The 18449-nt window shown below is 69.6% G+C and carries 17 protein-coding genes; 6 read left to right on the plus strand and 11 right to left on the minus strand.

Annotated elements, in window-relative coordinates:
* Positions 1–183: 183 nt before the first annotated feature.
* The gene (locus tag ACFWXQ_RS07205; protein WP_383953620.1) at positions 184–1050 is read right to left on the minus strand and encodes an LLM class flavin-dependent oxidoreductase; all 867 of its coding nucleotides are present in this window, start codon (positions 1048–1050) and stop codon (positions 184–186) included.
* Positions 1051–1252: 202 nt separating this feature from the next.
* On the opposite strand from ACFWXQ_RS07205, the gene ACFWXQ_RS07210 reads away from it, so the two are divergent.
* From ACFWXQ_RS07210 to ACFWXQ_RS07220, 3 genes are read left to right on the plus strand one after another with little or no spacing between them, the layout of a single operon-like run.
* Positions 1253–2089 (plus strand): CPBP family intramembrane glutamic endopeptidase, encoded by an 837-nt coding sequence (locus ACFWXQ_RS07210; protein WP_383953618.1) that lies wholly within the window; start codon positions 1253–1255, stop codon positions 2087–2089.
* Positions 2086–3234: a histidine kinase gene (locus ACFWXQ_RS07215; RefSeq protein ID WP_383953616.1), complete on the plus strand. Its 1149-nt coding sequence runs from the start codon at positions 2086–2088 to the stop codon at positions 3232–3234. Before ACFWXQ_RS07210 ends, ACFWXQ_RS07215 begins: the two co-directional genes overlap by 4 nt.
* Positions 3235–3236: 2 nt before the next feature.
* Positions 3237–3896, plus strand: coding sequence for a response regulator (locus tag ACFWXQ_RS07220; protein ID WP_383953624.1), 660 nt, complete (start codon positions 3237–3239; stop codon positions 3894–3896).
* 5 nt (positions 3897–3901) lie between these two features.
* Here ACFWXQ_RS07220 and ACFWXQ_RS07225 read toward each other — a convergent pair whose 3' ends face one another.
* Positions 3902–4354, minus strand: a complete 453-nt coding sequence (locus ACFWXQ_RS07225; protein ID WP_383953614.1) for a DoxX family protein — start codon at positions 4352–4354, stop codon at positions 3902–3904.
* Positions 4355–4590: 236 nt separating this feature from the next.
* Here ACFWXQ_RS07225 and ACFWXQ_RS07230 point away from each other — a divergent pair, with 236 nt between their 5' ends.
* On the plus strand, positions 4591–4884 hold the full coding sequence (locus tag ACFWXQ_RS07230; RefSeq protein ID WP_383953612.1) for a hypothetical protein: 294 nt from the start codon (positions 4591–4593) through the stop codon (positions 4882–4884).
* Between the two features lie 42 nt (positions 4885–4926).
* Here the strand turns inward: ACFWXQ_RS07230 and ACFWXQ_RS07235 are convergent, their stop codons facing one another.
* Complete coding sequence (locus tag ACFWXQ_RS07235; RefSeq protein ID WP_383953610.1) at positions 4927–5712, minus strand: DUF899 domain-containing protein; 786 nt, start codon at positions 5710–5712, stop codon at positions 4927–4929.
* 143 nt (positions 5713–5855) lie between these two features.
* Complete coding sequence (locus ACFWXQ_RS07240; RefSeq protein ID WP_383953622.1) at positions 5856–6446, minus strand: TetR/AcrR family transcriptional regulator; 591 nt, start codon at positions 6444–6446, stop codon at positions 5856–5858.
* 151 nt (positions 6447–6597) lie between these two features.
* Between ACFWXQ_RS07240 and ACFWXQ_RS07245 the strand changes: the two genes are divergently transcribed.
* Complete coding sequence (locus tag ACFWXQ_RS07245; protein WP_386267729.1) at positions 6598–7617, plus strand: aldo/keto reductase; 1020 nt, start codon at positions 6598–6600, stop codon at positions 7615–7617.
* Positions 7618–7669: 52 nt separating this feature from the next.
* Here the strand turns inward: ACFWXQ_RS07245 and ACFWXQ_RS07250 are convergent, their stop codons facing one another.
* On the minus strand, positions 7670–8518 hold the full coding sequence (locus tag ACFWXQ_RS07250; protein ID WP_383953607.1) for a TioE family transcriptional regulator: 849 nt from the start codon (positions 8516–8518) through the stop codon (positions 7670–7672).
* A gap of 58 nt (positions 8519–8576) precedes the next feature.
* Here ACFWXQ_RS07250 and ACFWXQ_RS07255 point away from each other — a divergent pair, with 58 nt between their 5' ends.
* Positions 8577–9779: an erythromycin esterase family protein gene (locus tag ACFWXQ_RS07255; RefSeq protein WP_383953605.1), complete on the plus strand. Its 1203-nt coding sequence runs from the start codon at positions 8577–8579 to the stop codon at positions 9777–9779.
* A gap of 51 nt (positions 9780–9830) precedes the next feature.
* On the opposite strand, the gene ACFWXQ_RS07260 is transcribed toward ACFWXQ_RS07255, so the two are convergent.
* The 6 genes from ACFWXQ_RS07260 to ACFWXQ_RS07285 all read right to left on the minus strand — a co-directional run bounded on the left by ACFWXQ_RS07260 (position 9831) and on the right by ACFWXQ_RS07285 (position 17949).
* Positions 9831–11267 (minus strand): glucoamylase family protein, encoded by a 1437-nt coding sequence (locus tag ACFWXQ_RS07260; protein WP_383953603.1) that lies wholly within the window; start codon positions 11265–11267, stop codon positions 9831–9833.
* A gap of 200 nt (positions 11268–11467) precedes the next feature.
* Positions 11468–12670: a glycoside hydrolase family 1 protein gene (locus ACFWXQ_RS07265; RefSeq protein ID WP_383953601.1), complete on the minus strand. Its 1203-nt coding sequence runs from the start codon at positions 12668–12670 to the stop codon at positions 11468–11470.
* Between the two features lie 135 nt (positions 12671–12805).
* The gene (locus tag ACFWXQ_RS07270) at positions 12806–13675 is read right to left on the minus strand and encodes a carbohydrate ABC transporter permease (RefSeq protein WP_386267731.1); all 870 of its coding nucleotides are present in this window, start codon (positions 13673–13675) and stop codon (positions 12806–12808) included.
* A complete protein-coding gene (locus ACFWXQ_RS07275) occupies positions 13672–14649 on the minus strand; it encodes a carbohydrate ABC transporter permease (protein WP_383948454.1) in 978 nt (325 codons plus the stop codon). The genes ACFWXQ_RS07270 and ACFWXQ_RS07275 overlap by 4 nt, the downstream gene beginning before the upstream one ends.
* 24 nt (positions 14650–14673) lie before the next feature.
* Positions 14674–15918 carry a sugar ABC transporter substrate-binding protein gene (locus ACFWXQ_RS07280; protein ID WP_383948451.1) on the minus strand — a complete coding sequence of 415 codons (1245 nt, stop codon included), beginning with the start codon at positions 15916–15918 and terminating at the stop codon, positions 14674–14676.
* A gap of 897 nt (positions 15919–16815) precedes the next feature.
* Entirely contained in the window at positions 16816–17949 is a 1134-nt protein-coding gene (locus ACFWXQ_RS07285; RefSeq protein ID WP_383948448.1) for a LacI family DNA-binding transcriptional regulator, read from the minus strand.
* Positions 17950–18449: the final 500 nt, after the last annotated feature.

Consider the following 18449-nt stretch of genomic DNA (forward strand, 5'->3'; position numbering starts at 1 on the left):
TACCGTAGGACGCCATGAAAGTCCTGATCATCGGCGGCAGCGGTTTCCTCAGCACGGAACTTGTGCGCCGGGCGACGGCCGCCGGCTGGGAGACGGCGGCTACGTACTGTTCCCGCCCCGCCGGCATCGCCGGAGCCTCGTGGCACCGGCTCGATTTTCGCTCCCACCGGGCACATCGACGCACTACAAGACCGGCGGGCCCTGTTCGATGCGGCGCAGCACCGGAGTGAGCCGGTCCAGTGCTTCGCTGGTCTGGATCTGGCGTTCGTCCCACCAGGTGGCCCCTGCCTCGGCCAGTGGGCCGATCAGATCGCGGGTCCTGGCCGCGTCGTCGCCTGGTGTGGCACCGCCGAGGACGATCTCGAACGGGGTGCCGGACCGGTCTTCGCGCTGCTTGCGAACGTAAGCGACCAGATCGCGGACCTGATCGACAGGCGGTACGTGGCCGTGTCTGGCCTCGGTGAACAGCGGGACCACGCCGTCCCAGCGGGCGGCCCGACGCATGGGCGGGCGGTTGGGCCAGAATCCGGCGACCCAGACCGGCGGCCGAGGGCGCTGCACCGTGGCGGGCAGCAGGGTCACGTCCCGTACCTGGTAGTGCTGTCCGTCGTGGTTCACCGGCTCGCCCGACCAGTAGCGCTGGAGCAGGTCCAGGCCCTCGTCCAGCCGCTCGGCCAGTACCTTCGGGTCGGTCGTGTCACCGAAGCTCGCGTACTCGTCCTCCACGGGCCCGCCCAGCCCAGCGGCGAAGGTGACGCGGCCGCCGCTCACGGCGTCCAAGGTGGCCACCTGGCGGGCGAGTTGCTGCGGGCGCCGCCGGGCGACAGGGGTGACCAGCGTGCCCAGCCGGATCCGGGACGTCGCCAGCGCGGCGGCCGTCAGGAGCATCCAGGGGTCCCCGAAGGGCCTGCCTCCGTGCTTGCGGTGCAGCACGTGATCCCAGACGAACAGCCCGTCCCACCCTGCCTGTTCCGCCGCCGCGGCCACCTTCGCCACGGTCCTGGGATCGGCGAAGTCACCGAAGTTCGGAATGTTCACCGAGAAGCGCATCCCCGCATCGTGCTGCACGGCACCTGGACCGGCAACCGAGAATCCTGGCGGCCCGGTACACGCTGTCCGGCCTGGTGCGCCCTGTCCCCCGAGAGAGCTACGCGCAGGTGTCCACCGAGCGGTGACGATTCCGGGTCGCCGGATCCATAGCTTTCTACCCAGCCCGCGGCACTCCGGTCGCGGCTCTGGCGTAGGAGTTCTCATGAGGCTGGTCTGGCAATTCGTGGCCGTCGCGGCGGTCGCCTTCATCGGCGGCCAGGGGCTTGCCGCGGCGGAGGACCACCCGTGGCTCCAACTGGCCGTCGGCGTCCCGACAGCCGTGCTCGCGGTGCTTGTCTACGGATGGGTGGTACGGCGGACCGAGCACCGCCCGTCCACGGAGGTGGCCCTGGAAGGCGCCCCGGCCGCGATGGGCCGCGGAACACTGCTCGGCGCCGCCCTGTTCGGGGCCGTCATGGTGAACCTCTTCACCTCCGGGCACTACGAGGTCGACGGCGTGGGCTCGGTGCCGGGTGCGGCGGGGCTGTTCGGCTTCATGGCCGCCGCCGCGGTGACGGAGGAACTGCTGTTCCGCGGTGTCCTGTTCCGCATCACCGAGGAACGCATCGGCACATGGATCGCGCTGGTGCTGACCGGTGCGCTGTTCGGCCTGTCGCATCTGCTCAACCCGAACGCCAGTGTGTGGGGAGCCACCGCCATCGCCATCGAGGCCGGCGGCATGCTCACCGCCGCGTACGTCGCCACCCGCAAGCTGTGGCTGCCGATCGGCCTGCACTTCGGCTGGAACTTCGCCGCGTCCGGCATCTTCAGCACCGAGGTCTCGGGCAACGACACCCCTCAGGGACTGCTGGACTCCTCGATGTCGGGCCCGAAGCTGCTCACCGGCGGCGACTTCGGCCCGGAGGGAAGCGTGTACTCGGTGCTGTTCTGCGTACTGGCGACGATCGCGTTCATGTGGCTGGCCCACCGGCGCGGCCATGTGGTGCCCCGCCGTCGGCGCGCCGAGCGGATCGACGCCACCGCTACACTCCCCCGATGATCAGTCCTCGGTGGACCCCGGAGTGGTGGAGCCGGGCCGATGTCACGGTCAGAGATCTCCCGTTCGGGGTGCTGTGCTTCGCCGCGTCGTTCCTGCCGGCGTCCCACGGGACGCAGCTCGGCGGCCTGCCGGACCGCGCCTTCGACACGCTGGCCCTCCTGGCGATCGCCCTCGAATGCCTCCCGCTCGCGGTGCGCCGCAGGTGGCCGGTCGTCTGCCTCGCCCTGGTGTCGGTCGGCTTCGCCATCGACCAGCTCCGCGGTTACCACACGTTCGCGGGCACCGCGCTGCCGATCGCGCTCCTGAGCGTGGGGGCCCATCTGGAACGGCACCGGCGTACCGCCGCGATTCTCTTCTCCTTGGCGTACGTGCCGCTGGCGGTGGCGCTCTCCCGGATCGGTTCGGGCGAGCCGCCGAGCGGGTTCGTGACGTTCTATCTGGCGATGGTCCTCGCGTGGGGTGCCGGGGCGTGGCTGCGCTCCACCCGGGTCGCGGACGCCGAACGCCGCAGCCGTATCGCCGAGGACACCCGCACCGCCGAACGCACCCGCATCGCAAGCGAGTTGCACGACGTCGTGACCCATCATGTGACCGCGATGGTCGTGCAGGCCGAGGCCGCGCGCTATCTGACCGCCTCACCCGACCGTCTCGACCAGACCCTGACCGCCGTCAGCGACACCGGCCGGCGGGCCATCACCGACCTGCGGCATCTGCTCGACCTGCTCAACCCCGACCACGGCACCGAGCCCAGAACGCCATCCGTCGGCAGACTGCTCACACTTGTGGAGCAGACGCGCCGGGCCGGTCAGCCGGTGGAGTTCACCGAGGAGGGCATACCGGCGGAGTCGACCGGCAGCGCCGAACTCGTGGCCTACCGGGTCGTGCAGGAGGCCCTGACCAACGCCCTCAAATACGCTCACGGCAGCCGCACTTCGGTCCAGGTGCGCCACGCCGAAAGGGAGATCACCGTGGAGGTCAGTACGGACGGTTCCGGCTCGCGGGCCGGGTCCCCCGGCGGGAGCGGGCGGGGCCTCGCCGGTCTCCGAGAACGGGTCGACGTCCTGGGCGGCGACTTCAGCGCGGACCGGCAGAAGGCCGGTGGCTTCGTCGTACGGGCGCGGATACCCGCGGGGAGCCCGTCGTGACCGTGACCGCACCGATCCGGGTCCTGGTCTGCGACGACCAGGTGCTGATCCGCACCGGGCTGGTGACGATCATCGGCGCCCAGCCCGACATGGAGGTGGCCGGCGAGTGCGGAGACGGACAGGCCGCGGTCGACCTCGCCGGCCAAGTGCACCCGGACGTCGTGGTGATGGACGTACGCATGCCGGTGCTGGACGGCATCGAGGCCACCCGCCTGCTGGCCGGGGCCGGCGTGCCGCATCCCGTCAAGGTGCTCGTGGTGACCACGTTCAACCTGGACGAGTACGTCTACGAGGCGCTGCGCGCGGGGGCGAGCGGGTTCCTGCTCAAGGACGCGCCGCCCGCCCAACTGCTGCACGGGATACGGACCGTGGGCACGGGCGCGGCCCTGCTGGACCCCGAGGTGACGCGTCGGCTCGTGGGCAGGTACGCCGCCCGCATCCGCCCCGCCGAGGGCGCCCCGCACGACATCCCGCTGACCCCCCGCGAGTTGGAGGTCCTTCGCCTCATCGCCAACGGCCTCTCCAACAGTGAGATCGCCGCGACCCTCGTGATCAGCCCGGAGACGGTCAAGACCTTCGTCTCCCGCATCCTCGCCAAGCTCAACCTCCGCGACCGCGTCCAGGCGGTCGTGTACGCCTACCGCCAGGGCCTGGTGACCTGACGTCGCTACCGGGCCTGTCCGGTCATCGGGGCGGTGACGGGACGCGCGTCGCTCCGGCGGCCGACCAGTCCCGCGAGGGAGAAGGCACCGGGTCCGGAGAACACGATGAGCAGGAATCCCCAGCAGAAGAGCACCGGCGCAAGTCCCCCGTTCTGCAAGGGGAAGAGGCCGTCCTGCTGGTGCTCCGTGAAGTACGCGAACGCCATGATGCCCGAGCTGATGAACGCCGCACTACGGGTCGCGACCCCGAGGAGAACAAGAACGCCGCACACCAGCTCGATCACCCCGGCATACCAGAAGGGCCAGTCACCCGTCGGGCTGGCCTTCCTGTCGAGCACCCCGAAGACCGTGGCAGCGCCCTCGGAGGCGAACAACAGGCCAAGGACCATACGGAACAGGCCCAGCACGAACGGCTGGCGCGTCGTCAGCCAGTCGCCGAGGCGCGGATTGGTGGTCATGGGTACTCCTCGAAAGTGTCACAACGGGACCAGGAGGCCATGAACCACAGCACGCAGGTAAAAGCCCCCAGTTGACCGTACGTGTCCGGGGCCCTCCGGGTTCAAACGGGTTTCGATGTCCCTGCGCACCGTGGTCGCAGTCGCCCGCTTCGAGGTCCCGACCGGCCCCATCCCGCACTAGCACTCACCAAGTGACAGACGGCATGATGTCCATCCGGAGCCCATAGGGAGAAGCCATGAGATCGCGCCTGCAGTGGACCCACGGCCGCGGAGAGCATGTCATCGTCGGCCGCAAGCAGACGTACACAGCCGAGATCTTCGTCAAGTTCTTTGTCCTGGCCGGCCTGCTGTACATGCCGGTTCTCGTCTTCGGATGGGGTGAGTGGATCCCGTTCGCCGGAGCCAGCGTCTATCTGCTCTTGGAACTCGGCCGCTCCAACAGCGCACTCGGTGAACTCGCCGAACTCTGGAACGAGCAGCACGACCAGCAGCGGGAGTCGGCTCGAAGCGAGTCCCTCCAGCGACACTGACGCGGCCGGTCGACGACTGCACGAGATTCCGCCGCCGGCTTGTCAGTGGTGGTGGCCCTTGCGGCCGAGGGTCTCCACCGGGGTCGCGTCGGGGCGGGTCCACTGGGGCACGGGCCGGCTGGTCGGGCCCCAGGTGGCGATGCCGTCCGCGTCCGAGCGCCAGGACCAGCAGGCCTGTTGGCCCACGGACGGGTACCCCTCGGGGTTGTCCTCCCATGCCTCGCCGCGGCCGTAGGGCGTCATGTCGAGCAGGCCGAGGGATCCGTTGACCCGCTCGTTGCCACGGCCCGTCGTGGAGTAGGTGAGGAACACGCGGTCGCCGTCGCGCAGGAAGCAGGCGATGTACCCCATGCCTCCGCCGACCGGCGCCTCCACGCCCCGTACCGAGTACCAGGGCTGCGTGTAACCCATGAACTCGACGTACGAGGCCACTTCGTCCCAGGGACCCGAGGTCAGGACGGCGAACGAGACGCCCCGGGCGTTGAGGTAGACGGCGTCCTTCACATGCCAGGCCGTGGTGGTGCAGCCCTCGCACTGTCCCTGGTGCGGAGCGCCGTCGTACCACATGTGCTGGTACACGACGAGTTCGTCGCGCCCCTGGAACAGGTCCAGGAACGGGACCGGGCCGTCGGCTCCGACGACCTCGACCGTCCCGTCGAGCTCCACCATCGGCAGCCGCCGCCGGGCCGCTGCGATCGCGTCACCCTCACGGGTGTGCGCCTTCTCGCGGACCAGCAGCTCGTCGCGGGCGGTCTGCCAGGTGGTCAGGTCGACGACCGGCGGCTTGCCGGGGAGGTCGCTGCTCGCGTTGCCGGGTGTGGTCGTCATGTGTCCTCCGTGGTGTCTCGTGACGGGCAGCGTCGTACGACGTCTACGACGCTCACCACAACAGACTCACGACGCCACCGAAACTCATCGCGGCAGGGGCACCTTCGGCCATGCGGGGAACCATTCCTCCACGGCCGCCACGATCACTGCGGTCGGCGCAGTCCCGCGACGAGGAGCTCGACCAGCCGGCGTGCGTCGTAGCGGGAATCGCTGTCGTCGCCGATGCAGAGGTTTCCGACGCCGCGCATCAGCTGGTAGGCGGTGAGGTCGGAGCGGATCTCGCCGGCGGCGGCAGCGGCGTCGAGGAGCTGGGTGCACACCGGCAGGAGGCGGTCGAGGAAGTAGGAGTGCAGCGTTTCGAAACCGGCGTTGTCGGTCTGCAGCGCGGCCGCGAGTCCGTGCTTGGTGACCAGGAAGTCGACGAAGAGGTCGACCCACTGTGCGAGGGCGGCGTGAGGTGTCGGGCTGCTCTCCAGCAGGGCCGGGCCTGCCTCGGCGCAGGCGTCGACCTGGTGGCGGTAGACGTCGATGACGAGATCCGCCCGAGTCGGGAAGTGGCGGTAGATCGTGCCCAGCCCGACGCCAGCCTTGGCCGCGATGTCACGTACGGGTGCTTCCACGCCCGACGTGACGAAGACCGCGGCGGCCGCGTCGAGCAGGGTCTCCTTGTTGCGCCGGGCGTCCTTCCGCTTGGACTGGGCCGCGCCCCCAGCGCCCTCGTCGCCGTCGTTCACCGCGCCACCCTCCGTTGTCGAGCTTGCCAAACGGAACAGCGTTCCGTATCGTTCCGGAACGAGGTTCCGTTTGCTCATGATGCCAGAGCACGGGCCCGCAACCAAGCCATGCAGTGACACCACGCTTCACCCGCAATGGAGGATCACGGTCATGCAGTACCGCACCTTGGGCCGTACCGGTGTACAGGTCAGCTCCCTCGCGCTCGGCGCGATGAACTTCGGCGCCATCGGCCGCACCACCCAGGACGAGGCCACCGCTGTCGTGGACGCCGCCCTCGAAGGCGGGATCAACGTCATCGACACGGCTGACGCGTACAGCGCCGGCGAATCCGAAGAGATGGTCGGCAAGGCCATCGCAGGCCGCCGCGACGACATCGTGCTGGCCACGAAGGCGACCATGCCGATGGGCGACGAGCGCAACCACCGGGGCAGCTCGCGCCGCTGGCTCGTCACCGAGCTGGACAACAGCCTGCGCCGTCTCGGCGTCGATCACGTCGACCTCTACCAGATCCACCGGTGGGACCCGACCACCAGCGACGAGGAGACGCTGTCGGCCCTGACCGACCTGCAACGCGCGGGAAAGATCCGCTACTTCGGCTCCTCGACCTTCCCGGCGTACCGCATCGTGCAGGCACAGTGGGCGGCCCGTGAGCACCACCTGAGCCGCTACGTGACCGAACAGCCCAGCTACTCGATCCTGCAGCGCGGGATCGAGACCCACGTCCTGCCCGTGACCGAGGAGTACGGGCTCGGAGTGCTGGCGTGGAGCCCGCTGGCCTCGGGCTGGCTGTCGGGGGCGGTCCGCGAGGGCCGGGACATCACCACCAGCCGCTCGGCGTTCATGCCGGAGCGCTTCGACACCGCGATCCCCTCCAACCGGGCCAGGCTCGATGCCGTCGAGCAGTTGGCCGTAGTCGCCGACGAGGCCGGCCTGACCATGATTCAGCTCGCGCTCGGATTCGTGACCGCGCACCCCGCCGTGACCAGCGCGCTCATCGGTCCCCGCACGTTGGACCACCTGCACTCACAGCTCGCCGCGGCCGACACCGTGCTCTCCGCCGACGTGCTGGACGCCATCGACAGCATCGTCGCCCCCGGTGTCGACCTGGCCCCGCACGAGAAGCACGACACTCCGCCCGCCCTGCTCGACCCTGCACTACGACGCCGCTGACTGCGCGGCCCGCCATAGCGCGACCACCTCCACCTCCACGTCCACGTCCACGTCACAGCCGGTACTCGTTCCGGCTCTCCGATGCGCCCGGTGACCCTTGTTCTCGTGGGCCAGGTCCCGAGTCTCGTCCGCGCTCGCGGAGGTACGCCTCCAGCTCGGCGGCCCCGGTCAGCATCGCCCGCCCGCGGGTGGATACCCGGCCTCGCCAGTCGGACAGCGCGGCCTCCAGCGGTTCCAGCCCGCCGGCCGACCGTACCTGCGCGATCAGTGGGGCGATCTGCTCCAACAGGTAGCCGCCCCGCCTGAGTTGATGGGCCAGCCGGGCGTCCCGTACGTCGGAATCGCCGTAGACGCGGTACCCGGTAAGCGGGTCGCGGCGCGGGCGTACCAGCCCGGCGCGCTCCCATTTGCGCAGCGTCGCGGGCCGGATCCCGAGCTCTCCCGCCAACGACCCGATGAACTTGTCGGCGGGCCCGGAGCTCGCACCGGGCTCAGAAGGCACATCAGGCTCACACACCTCGGCCGCCCCGGCCGCCCCGGACGTCATGGTGGGCTCCAGGCCACGGAGGGCGCTCTCCACCGCCCGGAGAGTTCGCCGGTCGTCGAGAAGCTGGGCGTGGCTCTCGTCGATGAGACGGAACGCCTCATCGACCGCGCCCTGGTTCACGGCCCGCATGACCGACGTCGCCGTCCGGTGGCCGTGGCCGGGCACCAGGGCAAGAAACGCGCGCAGCGCCCCCGCGTGCAGCGAGGTGTAGGTGCGGTAGCCGTGGGGTGTGCGACCGGCGGCCGGAAGGATGCCGGCCTCCTCGTAGTTCCTGACCGCCTGCGTGGACAGACCGTGCCCGCGCGCCAGATCAACCGGCCTGAGCCGCTCACCGTTTTGAAGGTTTCGCCCCATGAGCCTGCCGATATCGCGGAAAAGTTTCAACCGAAAGTTCAACGATACCGTTGAAGGCATGGCTACTGACATCAAGGACGCCGTCCGTTCCTTCGACGCTGCCGCCGTCATGAACCTGCTGCCAACCCGGCCTCGACTGCTCGCGCTGGGCGAGCCCACCCACGGCGAGGACACTCTCCTCGACCTGCGCAACGAGCTTTTCCGGCAGCTTGTCGAGCAGGAGGGGTTCAGGACGATCGCGATCGAGAGCGACTGCATGATGGGCCTGGTCGTGGACGACTACGTCACCTCGGGCACGGGCACTCTCGACGAGGTCATGGAGCAGGGATTCAGTCACGGCTGGGGCGCGTCCGCGGCCAACCGTGAGCTCGTACGCTGGATGCGCGCCCACAATGAGAGTCGGCCCGCGTCCGAGCGGCTTCGCTTCGCCGGTTTCGACGGCCCGCTGGAGATCGCCGCCGCCGCGAGCCCTCGACAGGCCCTCACCGGCCTCCACGACTACCTCTCCACCCGGGTGGACGCGGACCTGCTGCCCTGCACCGCGGAAGCACTCGACCGCCTGCTGGGCGCCGACGACCGGTGGACGGATCCCGCGGCGATGCTGGACCCGTCCCGGTCCGTGGGACAGTCGGCCGACGCCGGTCGGCTCCGGCTGCTCGCCGACGATCTGGTCGCCCTGCTGGACACGCAGACACCGCACCTGATCACGACGACCTCGCGGGACGACCTGGACCGGGCACGCCTGTACGGGCGCACCGCGACCGGCCTCCTGCGCTACCACCACTGGATGGCCGACACCTCACCGGCCCGCCTGACGCGGCTGTGCGCGCAGCGGGATCTGATGATGTCCCACAACCTCCTCGCCGTCGCGGATCGGGGACCGGCACTCGTCCACGCCCAGAACTCCCATCTCCAGCGGGAGAAGAGCTCCATGCAGATGTGGCAGGGGCGGGTGGAGTGGTGGAGCGCCGGTGCCCTGGTGAGCGCGCGACTCGGCGAGGAGTACGCCTTCGTGGCCACGGCCCTCGGCACGATCCGCCACCAGGGAGTGGACACCCCGCCGCCGGACACCGTCGAAGGCCTCCTGTACGAACTCCCGGACGAGCGCTATGTCATCGACGCCCCGCGGCTGGCCAGGGCCCTCGGCGACACGCTGCCCGCACCCCGCGTCTCGCCTTGGTTCGGCTACGCCTCGTTCGACCCGGCCCATCTGGCGGACAGCGACGGCATCGTGTTCGTCAAGGATGTCCCGCAGAGCTGACGCCACGATGAGCAGGCTGGCCCGTCGGGGGCCTGGCGGCGCCCCTCCCGTCTAGAGGGAGAACCGCTCCTTGCCGAGCAGCGGGCGTACCCGGGTGTGGAAGCCCGCGGTGCGGAACGGCGTCTGGAGCAGGCCCGGGTGCAGGTGCTGGGCGATGGCCGCGGTGATCATGCCTTGGTCGAGGGCGAGGACGAAGTCGCTTACGCGGCCGGTGGCGACGTCGACCGAGTCGCGGAAGCCGTAGCGGTCGTCGTAGGCGCCGAAGGCGCGGTCGAGGGCGCGGAGGTTGGAGAGGGCCTCGGCCGGGGCCTGGGGCAGGGCGAGGAACGAGGCGTGCGGGGTGACGACGCCCAGGGAGTTGTAGCCCTCCTCCTGCATGCCTATCCCGTCGACCCCGTACTCGCGATAGCCGCCGGCGGGAATGGAGGCCGGGGAGAAGCCCCAGTAGCCGTACTCCTCCTCGATCAGGCCGTGTTCGATCTGGCTGCGGACGTAACGCCGGTGGGTGGTGCCCCAGGAGCGGGGGGACCACTCCGATTCGGGTACGAACAGCGGGACCATCAACGCCTCGAACATGGAGCCGCCCCAGGTGGGGACGAACTTGCGGCCCCGGTAGGTGTAGTGGCCCTCCCAGACGCGTACGCCGTCGATCTCGACGTACTCGCCCTGCGGTTCCTGCTCCTGTCCCGCTCCCGGAAGCAGGGTGCGCATCATGTGCCAGTAGTGGTCGGTCGGCAGTGAGCCGTCGGCGATACCGAGGTAACTGGCCATACGGGGTTCGGTGTTGAGGGCGCCGTAGTGGTGGCCGGTGGGTTCGCCCTTGCCCGGCTTGTCCGGCCAGTAGCCGCCGCGCAGTTGTCCGGGGCCGGCGACCGGGTCGGCCGGATCGAAGGGGGTGTAGTAGTACGACCAGTCGGCGTCGGCGAGGAGGGCGGCGACGCGGGGGCGCAGCCCGGGGTGGGCCTGCGCGGCGATGCGCAGACCGGTCACCAGCCACGCGTTGTCGACGCTGGACAGGAACGGCCGCACGGGGTCGCCGGTCTCCGGCCATGTCGTCAGCAGTGAACCGTCGTGCGCGTCATACCAGTTGAACCAGAAGCCGTGGGCACGCTCCAGGCGTTCCACGGCGGCGACCGTGCGAGTCAGCCGACTGCGCATGGTGGCGCCGGAGATGACGCCGAGTCCGGCCGCTGCGACGGTGGACCAAAGGCCGCAGCCGATGTTGGTCGGCGAGGTCTGCGCGGACGGCACCGGTGTGCCGCTCCCGCTGACGTCGATCTTGTCGGCGGCCAGGCCGAGTTCGGTCGTCATGGCCTCCATCGAGCGATGGGTCGCGACGAACCAGTCACGCAACAGACGGCGTTCCGCGTCGGTGCGTACGGCTGGGGCGGCGTTGGCTGCGGTGGCTGCGGTGGCGGTGAGGGACGTGGCGCAGGTGGCCGCTGCGGTGGACGCGGCGGCGGTGATGAGGAAGCTACGACGGTTCATGCGGCTCTGACTCCTGTGCTGTGGGAAGGCAGGCAGGCGGAAGGGTGCGTGTCCGTGGCGCGCGGTCGTGCGGTCGTGTGGTCGTGCGGAGTTGCGGTGGTGCCGGGTTGTGGTGCGGGAGGTCCGGGTCGTCGTCAGGTGAGGGGGGCGGGAGCCGGCCGGTGTCAGGGGCCGGCCGACTCCCGGGTTCTTGGGGGGCGTCAGGACTCGGTGCGCGGCAGGGCGCGGTCGCGGCCCAGGCTGCCGAGCCAGACGGCGGACGGCTTCGGGGTGCGCTCGAAGGTGGTCGGGTCCACGGCGATCAGTCCGAAGGTCGGCTTGAAGGAGCCCCATTCGTAGTTGTCCAGGGCGCTCCACGCAAGGTAGCCCTGGATGTTCAGGCCGTCCTCCACCGCGGCGGCGACCGCGCCAAGGGCACCGGTGTAGTAGTCGACGCGACGGCTGTCGTCCGCGGTGGCGATGCCGTTCTCGGTGACGATCAGGGGTGTGTTGTCCCCGATGACCTCGGCGGTGTGGCGCAGGGCGTGGCCGACGGCGGTCGGGTAGTACTCCCACTGTGTGAGGGTGCGTTCGACGTCTTCGGGGGCCGGGACCGGACCCTCGGGGGCGATCTTGGTGCGGGTGTAGGACTGCACGCCGATCCAGTCGTCGCCGCGGGCGGCCTCGATGAAGACGTCCTCGCGGGGGTGGCGGTAGTCGGCGGTGACCTGGTCGGCGCCGGGCAGGGCCTGGTAGACCTGGTTGGCGATGGTCCAGCCGACCTGGATGTCGGGGTGACCGGCGCGGATGACCTTGACGGCCGCGTGGTGCGCGGCGATCACCGCGCGGGTGGTCTCCTCGTCCGGGGTGGGCAGGCCGGCGGGCGGAAAGCCCTGATTCCCGGCCTTCGCGAGGCCTGCCATGACGGCGATCATGTTCGGCTCGTTGATGGTGCACACGTGCCGGACGCCGTCGGCGATGACGGGCGCGCACTCCTCGACGTAACGGGCGAAGAGATCGACGGCGCCGTCGGCGGTCCAGCCGCCGAGGTCCTCGAACCACTGCGGAACGGTGAAGTGGTGCAGGGTCACCATGGGACGCAGACCGCGGGCGAGGGCGCCTTCGACCATACGGCGGTAGTGGGCGATCTCGGCGCGGGAGAAGTTGCCGCGGACCGGCTCGATGCGTGCCCACTCGATACTGAACCGGTAGTCGGTGAAGCCCAGTTCGGCGAGCAGGTCCATGTCCTGCTCCCAGCGGTGGTAGCTGTCGCAGGCGTCCAGGCTGGCTTCGGCGATCCCGGCCGCGGGGTCGTGCTCCTTGCGCCACCAGTCGCTGTTGACGTTGTTGCCCTCGATCTGGTGGGCGGCGGTGGAGGCGCCCCACAGGAAGCCGTCGGGGAAGCGGGTGGTGGAGTGCGTCATCGTCCGTTTCTGTCCTTCTGATGTGGGGGTGGTGGCATGGCGACCGGCCCGGGGGCCGCGGCGAAGCGACCGACGGGTGCGGGAGGCCGGGAGAAGCGGGTGCGGGAAGGCCGAGGAAAGCGGCGCCGGGCGGGGCTACTTCAGGCCCGCGGTGGCGATGCCCTGCGTGAAGTGCCGTTGCAGGACGATGAAGACGGCCAGGACCGGGAGTACGACGAGGAGTGAGCCGGCCATGAGCATGCCGTTGCCGCCGCCGACCGTGCGGTTGGGATCGTTGGCGAAGGTCGCCAGCGCCACCGGCAGGGTGTACTTGTCCGGGTCGTTGGTGGCGATCAGCGGCCAGATGAAGTTGTTCCAGGAGCCGAGGAAGGTGAAGATCGTCAGGGTCGCGAGGGCGGGCTTGACCAGCGGGATCACGATCCGCCAGAAGATGTACCACTCCCCCGCTCCGTCCAGGCGGGCCGCCTCCAGCAGCTCGTCGGGCACGGACAGCATGAACTGCCGCATCAGGAACACCCCGAACGCGCCCGCCGCGAAAGGCAGCACGAGTCCGGCGTACGTGTCGATCAGGCCGAGGCCGTTCATCAGCACGTACAGCGGCAGGATCATGAGGTTGCCGGGGACCATCAGGGCGGCGAGCACGACCGCGAAGACCTTGGAGCGCCCGGTGAAGTCGAGCTTGGCCAGGGCGTAGCCGAGCATGGAGCAGAACAGCAGGTTGCTGACGGTCACCAGGACGGCGACGATCAGCGAGTTGAGGAAGTACTGCGGCATGTCGAGCTGGTCGAGCAGGGCCGTGAAGTTGTCCAGCGTCCACCGGGAGGGGAGCCACACGGGCGGGCTCGCCGTGAGGTCCTGCTTCGTCTTGAACGCGGACAGCGCCATCCAGAGGAACGGGGCGGCCATCACGAGCAGTGCGACCGAGGCGATCGTGTAGAGCAGCGGGGTGCGCACCCGTCCGGTGCGGCGGGGGGTCCGGGCCTTGGTGGCCGTGTCGGCGGTCATCGGGTGTTGTCCTTGAGCAGTCGGAGCTGGAGCACCGTGACGCCCATGATCACGACGAACAGGACGTACGCCATGGCGCTGGCGTAGCCCATGTGGAAGAAGTTGAATCCCTCGCGGTACATGTCGAGCGACACCGTCAGCGTGGAGTCGGAGGGGCCGCCCTGGGTCATCACGAAGGGCTCCTCGAAGACGTTGAGGTAGCCGATGGTGGTGATGACCGTGGCGTACAGCAGGGTGGGCCGCAGCAGCGGGACGGTGATGCCGCGCAGTTCCTGCCAGGCACCGGCGCCGTCGAGACGGGCCGCCTCGCGGACCTCGGCCGGGATCGCCTGCAGGCCGGCGATGCACAGCACCATCACGGTGCCGAGGTTGCGCCAGACGGCCATGGTGATCAGGGAGGGCATGGCCCAGGTCTCGGAACCGAGGAAGTCCGGTGCGGTCAGGCCGACTTCGGAGGCGAGGGAGGCAATCAGCCCGTCCGAGGGGTCGAGTACGAAGCGCCAGACGACGGCCACGGCGACGATGGTGGTGACGACCGGCGCGTAGAAGCCGACCCGGAACAACGTACGGGCCCGGTCGATGCCGTTGTTCAGGAGGATCGCCGCCAGCAGTCCGAGGACGATGGTCGCGGGGACGCCGACGACCACGAAGTAGGCGGTGTTGAACAGGGCCTTGAGGAACTTGTCGTCCTGGAACAGCTGTGTGTAGTTGTCCAGGCCGACGAACTCCGCCTCCAGCGGGCGGGTGACGTTGCGGGCGCCGAAGTCGGTGAAGCTCATCAGGAGCGTGGCGACGATCGGGAAGAGCATGAAGACGCCGAACAGCACCAGGAACGGCGTGGAGAACAGCCATCCGGTCAGGTTGTGCTTGCTCAGTGAGCGGTGGCCTCGGCGGGTGCGACCGGATTTCCCGCCGCTGTCGGGGCTCTTGTCGACGGCCGCCTGTGGGACGGCGGGTCCTGTGGTGAGGGACATCAGGGAACGCTCTCCTACTGCCTTCTACTGCACGAGGCCTTCGATCTCGGACTGGGCCTTGTCCAGCGCGGCCTTCGCGGAGGACTTGCCCTGGGTGACCGACTCGATGGCCGTGTCCACCTTGGAGGTGATCTCGGTCAGCTTGGGCTGGGAGGGGGTAGCGCGGGCGGTGTCCATCTGCTTCCGCCACACCTGCATGGTGGGGTCGGTGGCGAGGTCGCCGGTCTTCCAGGCTGCCGTGTTGGCGGGCAGGTCGTTGGTCCGCTCGAACCAGTCGGCCTGGCCCTTGGCGCCGGTCAGGTAGGAGACGAGCTCCTTGGCGGCGGCCTTGTGGTCGCTGTCGGCGGAGACCGCGAGGCTGGACCCGCCGGCCATCGACACCGATGCCTCGTCGGCGGGAACGGGGGCGACGGCCCACTTGCCCTTGATGTCGGGGTAGTTCTCGTCGAGGAGATTGGTGATCCAGGGACCGCCGAAGAACATCGGTACGGCACCGGAGTTGAAGTCCTTGGTGACGTCGTAGCCGGGGCGCACGGACTTCTCACTGAGGCCCTTGTCGAAGTAACTCCCGTAGTTCTCCAGCGCCTTGACGGCCGCGTCGGAGTTCACGACGGCCTTGCCGTTGTCGTCGATGATGGCGCCACCGGCGGAGTACAGGAACTGGTAGAAGCTCTGTACGGTGTCGAGTCCGCCCGGCTGGATGGACAGGCCCCACTTGGTGTCGGCCTTCTTCTGGTACGCCTCGGCGGCGCTCTGGAGTTCGGCCATGGTGGCCGGGGCCTTCTTGATCCCCGCCTTGGTGGCGAGGTCGGTGCGGTAGAAGAGCACGCGGGTGTCGACGTACCAGGGGACGCCGTAGGTCTTGCCGTCGTAGGAACCCTGCTGCCAGGCGGCGGGGAAGAAGTCGCCCTCGCGGAAGGTCTTCGTGTCGACCGGCTCCAGGACACCCATGTCGGCGAACTCGCCCAGGTAGCTCCCGCCCATCTGCATCACGTCGGGCAGCTTCCCGGCGGCGGCAGCGGCGACCAGCTTCTGGTGGGCCACGTCCCAGCCGATCGGGGTGATCTTGACCTTGATGTTGGAGTGCGACTTCTCGTACTCCTTGGCGACATCGCCGAGCTTCTCCCCCTCCGTGCCCATCGCCCACACGGTCAGGGTCTGCTTGGCGTCTGCTGCCACGCCCGCGCCACCCGAACCGCCACAGGCGGTGAGGGTGAGCGCAGACGCCAGGGTGAGTGCGATCGACCCGGTTGCGACGGCGCGGTTCATGGGCGGCTCCTCCTTGAGCGGTGATGTATGCGCTGCCTGTAAGCGCATACATCACTCTGTTGCAGCGATTCCTGGCCTGGCAAGAGGGGCCTTGGTCACACTCCCGTAACGAGAGGGACACCCGACGGGCGGCCCGCACCGCCCGGGGACGCGGTACCGGCCGCGAAGGGCCTGTGCGAGAGCAACGTAAAACGGATCAGTGCGTGGGGAAAGGATGTGTGATCCAGGGCTCTCGCCACTGAAGGTTTCGCCGGCCCTCGGAAGCTCGCCGCGTGCTCGGAGGCAGGTGCGGAGTTTGCCGGCGCTACCGTGCGAGGGAGTCGTACGCCGGGCATGGCTTCGTGACCGGAGACGGCTGACGGCTATGGCGGGCGCGACGAGATCGGCGTCGGCGTACCGCGTCGCGGTGAGAGTTTCTGTGGCGGGGTCGGGGGCTGGGGGTGCCCTGGGGAGGACTGGGGAGAACTGGGGAGGACTGGGGAGGACTGGTTCTCGGAGATCGGGCCGGCTGACCGTGGTGAGGGGCGGGGACTGATCACTGCGGAGTGGCGACTGACTGCGGAGTGGCACCGAGGGAGCTTTCGCCGAGGGCCGTAGTCGGCCCGTCGGTAGGGAGTCCCCAGGGCCGCCGCCCTGTCCTCCGTGCGTCTCCGTGCGTGGAGGGCCGCGTCCGGCCAAGGCACGGTGAGGGTGAGCCGGTGCCCGGGAGTCAGCCGGCCGGCCGGTCACAGGCGGGGTGGGCGGCGACCGGCCATCGGGGAGGCGGCTATCAGCTGACCGTCGTTATCGGGGAGGCGGCTATCAGCTGACCGTCGTTATCGAGGAGGCGGCTATCAGCCTGTCGCGGCCACCGGGGACGCGGCTACCAGCCGGTCGCAGCCATCGGGGAGGCGGCTTTCAGCCGGTTGTCGTCGGAAGGGTCGTCGCCTCGTCGCAGCCGCAGCTCGCCCGGCGGACCACGCCGACCGGCAGCATCAGTGAGACAGGCTCCTCCGGAGGCTGGCCGCTCAGCCGTCGGACCAGCAGGTCGACGGCCTCCTCGCCCATGCGCACCATCGGCTGGCGCACGGTGGTCAGGGCGGGGCGCACCAGGCGGCTCAACGGAATGCCGTCGAAGCCTGTCACCACGACGTCGTCGGGCACGCGTACGCCACGGCGTTCGAGCGCCTGGAGCGCGCCCACCGCCATCTGGTCATTGGCGAACACGAAGGCCTCGGGCCGGTCGTCGTCTCCTTCGCACAGCAAGTGGGCGGCGCGGGCGCCTTCGGCCTGGGTCATCATCGGCATGCGCAGCGTCGGCGCGGCGGCGGCCTCGATCCCGGCCTCGCAGCAGGCCCGGCGGAATCCGCGGAAACGCGCCTCGACGTCCGGAGAGTCGTCGACGAGCCCCACGTAGGCGAGGCGGCGCAGCCCGTGGTCGTGGACCAGGTGGCGGGTCAGCTCGTACTGGCCGTCCTCGTTGGCGACCTCGACGTGGTCGAGGTGGTCGAGCGAGGGGTCCTGCGCGCGGGGGCCGGCCAACATCACGACCGGTCGGCGCCGGGAGATCGCTTCGAGCTCCTCGGTCGGTACCGTGCGGGCCATCACCGCGAAGCCGTCGACGCGTCCGGCCACCTGGGCCACGAGGTTCTCCGGGCCGCCTTCGAGGGAGGCCGCGATCAGCAGCGCGTACCCGTGCCGGCGGGCCGCGCGTTCCATGCCCCGGATGATCTGGTCCGAGTAGAGCATCGCGGCATCGTCGTCCTCGGCACTGAGCGTGTCCGGGTCGGAATAGTCCGGGAAGCAGAGGCCGAGGACGCCGGTCGAGCGGCTGGCGAGTCCGCGGGCGTTGCCGCTCGGCACGTATCCCAGTTCGCCCGCCGCCGCCAGCACCCTTTCGCGGGTGGCGGCGCGCACGGAGTCGGGGCTGCGGTACACCCTGGACACCGTGGCGATGGACACTCCGGAGCGTTCGGCCACGTCGTACACCGTGGGGATCGCGTTCACCATGCGGTGCCGTTCATGGGTCTGGCCCCCGTCTCTCTGATGCATGCACGTAGATGAAAGCGCATTCACCCTAGGTCGGGCGGGTCTGTGAGGCAACCGGGGCTCAGGCCGGGGGTGTCGTAGCTGCGGGGCGGGCCTCTCCCCTGGCGTCGCCTTGAACCACCGAGTTCGAGGCCGCCCGTTGCCTCGCGGGGGCACTCGCTCACTGCGCGGGCCGCCCTCGAATGCGTCCAGTGCTGTGACCGGACTGGTTCACCGGCAGGCCAGTGACCAGTCCCGTGGTGCCTGGTCGCCTGATGCGGCAGGTGGATAATGCCTCGCGTGACTTCAGCTACAGGTCGTGCCCGATGGCAGTCCGCGCTTCGAGGGTTCGCTCTCTTCTTTGTGGCCGGTGGGCTCGGCTCTTTCACCTATGTGGCGGTGACGCATCCGCCAGGCGGGATGCCATGGGGCTGGCTGCTGTTCGGGGCGCTCGTCTGTGCGACGCTCAGTGCGCTGTCGCCGGGACGCCATCGGCGCTGAGTCTCCTTCACTGCCCGAACCGT

Origin of the sequence: Streptomyces sp. NPDC058697 (genome assembly GCF_042715345.1) — a bacterium.
Taxonomy (GTDB): domain Bacteria; phylum Actinomycetota; class Actinomycetes; order Streptomycetales; family Streptomycetaceae; genus Streptomyces; species Streptomyces liliifuscus.

Coding starts and splice junctions, on each gene's coding strand:
- ACFWXQ_RS07205 (WP_383953620.1), bottom strand. CDS start 1,050: ATGCGCTTCTCGGTGAACATTCCGAACTTCGGTGACTTCGCCGATCCC.
- ACFWXQ_RS07210 (WP_383953618.1), top strand. CDS start 1,253: ATGAGGCTGGTCTGGCAATTCGTGGCCGTCGCGGCGGTCGCCTTCATC.
- ACFWXQ_RS07215 (WP_383953616.1), top strand. CDS start 2,086: ATGATCAGTCCTCGGTGGACCCCGGAGTGGTGGAGCCGGGCCGATGTC.
- ACFWXQ_RS07225 (WP_383953614.1), bottom strand. CDS start 4,354: ATGACCACCAATCCGCGCCTCGGCGACTGGCTGACGACGCGCCAGCCG.
- ACFWXQ_RS07230 (WP_383953612.1), top strand. CDS start 4,591: ATGAGATCGCGCCTGCAGTGGACCCACGGCCGCGGAGAGCATGTCATC.
- ACFWXQ_RS07235 (WP_383953610.1), bottom strand. CDS start 5,712: ATGACGACCACACCCGGCAACGCGAGCAGCGACCTCCCCGGCAAGCCG.
- ACFWXQ_RS07245 (WP_386267729.1), top strand. CDS start 6,598: ATGCAGTACCGCACCTTGGGCCGTACCGGTGTACAGGTCAGCTCCCTC.
- ACFWXQ_RS07250 (WP_383953607.1), bottom strand. CDS start 8,518: ATGGGGCGAAACCTTCAAAACGGTGAGCGGCTCAGGCCGGTTGATCTG.
- ACFWXQ_RS07255 (WP_383953605.1), top strand. CDS start 8,577: ATGGCTACTGACATCAAGGACGCCGTCCGTTCCTTCGACGCTGCCGCC.
- ACFWXQ_RS07260 (WP_383953603.1), bottom strand. CDS start 11,267: ATGAACCGTCGTAGCTTCCTCATCACCGCCGCCGCGTCCACCGCAGCG.
- ACFWXQ_RS07265 (WP_383953601.1), bottom strand. CDS start 12,670: ATGACGCACTCCACCACCCGCTTCCCCGACGGCTTCCTGTGGGGCGCC.
- ACFWXQ_RS07270 (WP_386267731.1), bottom strand. CDS start 13,675: ATGACCGCCGACACGGCCACCAAGGCCCGGACCCCCCGCCGCACCGGA.
- ACFWXQ_RS07275 (WP_383948454.1), bottom strand. CDS start 14,649: ATGTCCCTCACCACAGGACCCGCCGTCCCACAGGCGGCCGTCGACAAG.
- ACFWXQ_RS07280 (WP_383948451.1), bottom strand. CDS start 15,918: ATGAACCGCGCCGTCGCAACCGGGTCGATCGCACTCACCCTGGCGTCT.
- ACFWXQ_RS07285 (WP_383948448.1), bottom strand. CDS start 17,949: ATGCATCAGAGAGACGGGGGCCAGACCCATGAACGGCACCGCATGGTG.